Raw genomic sequence first — 1962 nt, 5'->3', positions numbered from 1 at the left:
ACATAGGCCAGCGTCGCCTGGTGGTCCTGTTCGAGGGCCGCGATGATGCGCTTGTCGTCCGGGACATTCGGCTTGTTCTTGTTGTCGAGGCGTTCGAAGATCGGCCGCGCTTCGGAGGTGGCTGAAACGACCTTCCATTTCGACCCGTCACGCTCCAGCATCAGGTCGATCAGCCCCATATGCGAGCCCCAGAAACCGCCCATGACGGCGGGTTTGCCCTGCAGCGTGCCCTTTTGCGTATCGACACCGTCGAGCGACTGGAAATCCTTCTTGCCGGGGAACACCAGATGCTGGTGGCCGGTGAACACCGCATCGATGCCATCGACGCCGGCGACGAAGAACGAGGCGTTCTCCATCATGTCGCCCTGCTTCACGTCGATGCCGGAATGCGAGAGCGCAATGACGATGTCGGCGCCCTCCTCCTTCATCTGCGGCACCCAGGCCTTGGCCGCCTCGACGATGTCGCGCGTCTTGACGTTGCCCTCGAGGTTCTTGAGATCCCAGACCATGATCTGCGGCGGCACGAAGCCGATGATGCCGACCCTGATCGGCTGCTCGGCGCCCGAACCGTCCTTGATCTTCTTGTCGAGGATGACATAGGGCTTGAGATAGAGCTTGTCGTCGCGCGGGTTCGCGGCAAGCTCGGTGCCGCGGATCAAATTGGCGCAGACGAAGGGAAAATTGGCGCCGGCCAGCACCTTATCCAGGAACGACAGGCCGTAGTTGAACTCGTGGTTGCCCAGCGTCGAGCACTCGTAGCCAAGCAGGTTCATGCCTTTCATGATCGGATGCAGGTCGCCGTCCTTCAGCCCCTTCTCATAGGCGATGTAGTCGCCCATCGGATTGCCCTGCAGCAGGTCGCCATTGTCGATCAGCATCGAATTCACGGCTTCCTTGCGCACAGCATCGATGAGAGACGCCGTGCGCGACAGGCCCAGCGTGTCGTTCGTTTTGTCGGCGTAGTAATCGTAAGGCAGCACGTTCACATGGATGTCGGTGGTCTCCATGATCCGGAGATGGGCCTGGTTGCCTTGAGCGCGGGCGGAGAACGGATGCAGCATAATCAGTGCCCCTGCGGCGGCGCCCGCAAGGAGATCGCGGCGGGATATGGGATGGAGCAGTTGCGACATGTTTTCTCCTTCGACAACTGACAAGCCCTGCCCCGAAGCGAACTTCGCTCTGAAACCTGCTTAAGTCCATTCAACAAGTCGCGCGCATGAAGCCGCCACTCGATCAGCAACGGATGACGTGCCGATGAACGATCGGGGTGAGGAAATCAGCCCTTGTCGTCGTCGCCTTGGGTGATCAGCCGCGCGCTGCGCTGGCCTGTCGCGTAGATCCATAGCCAGCTCAGCGAAACCGCAAGCCGGTTGCGAAAACCGATCAGGAAATAGATGTGCGCCACTCCCCACAGCCACCAGGCCGCCCAGCCGGTCAGCTTGAGCCAGCCGAAATCGATCACCGCGGCGCGCTTGCCGATCGTGGCGAGATCGCCGGCATGCCTGTAGTGGAAAGGACGCGCGGTCGTGTCGCCGCCGAGCCTGGCCTTGATGGTGGCCGCAACATGTCGGCCCTCCTGCTTGGCGGAAGGCGCGACGCCGGGCACCGGCCGGCCATCGGGCCGCAGCACAAGGGCGGCGTCGCCGATGACGAAAATCTCCGGGCTGCCAGATACAGTCAGATCGGGCTCGACCAGCACCCTGCCCGCGCGGTCCGCCTTCGCTCCCAGCCATTCAGCGGCTGGCGAAGCGGCAACGCCGGCTGCCCACAGGATCGTTCGGGCTGCCAGTTGCTTATCGCCAAACACAACACCTTCGGCGTCGCAGCGCGTGACGGCCCGGCCAAGCTCGACCGTCACACCGAGCCGCTCGAGCGCTTTGCTGGCATAGTCGGAAAGTTTCGGTGCGAAATTGGCCAGGATGCGGTCGCCGGCCTCGATCAGCACCACACGCGTCTGCCGCG

The 1962-nt window shown here is 62.7% G+C and carries 2 protein-coding genes; both read right to left on the bottom strand.

Annotated elements, in window-relative coordinates; translation table 11 throughout:
- On the bottom strand, nt 1-1130 hold a 1130-nt coding region (locus EOC06_RS36490; protein ID WP_128310062.1), incomplete at its 3' end, for a bifunctional 2',3'-cyclic-nucleotide 2'-phosphodiesterase/3'-nucleotidase.
- Between the two features lie 146 nt (nt 1131-1276).
- The coding region (locus EOC06_RS36485; RefSeq protein ID WP_164898975.1) for an NAD(P)/FAD-dependent oxidoreductase at nt 1277-1962 on the bottom strand (686 nt) is incomplete at its 5' end.

The organism is Mesorhizobium sp. M7A.F.Ca.MR.362.00.0.0, assembly GCF_004023175.1.
GTDB lineage: Bacteria > Pseudomonadota > Alphaproteobacteria > Rhizobiales > Rhizobiaceae > Mesorhizobium.
This window is presented reverse-complemented; position numbering and strand designations above follow the sequence as displayed.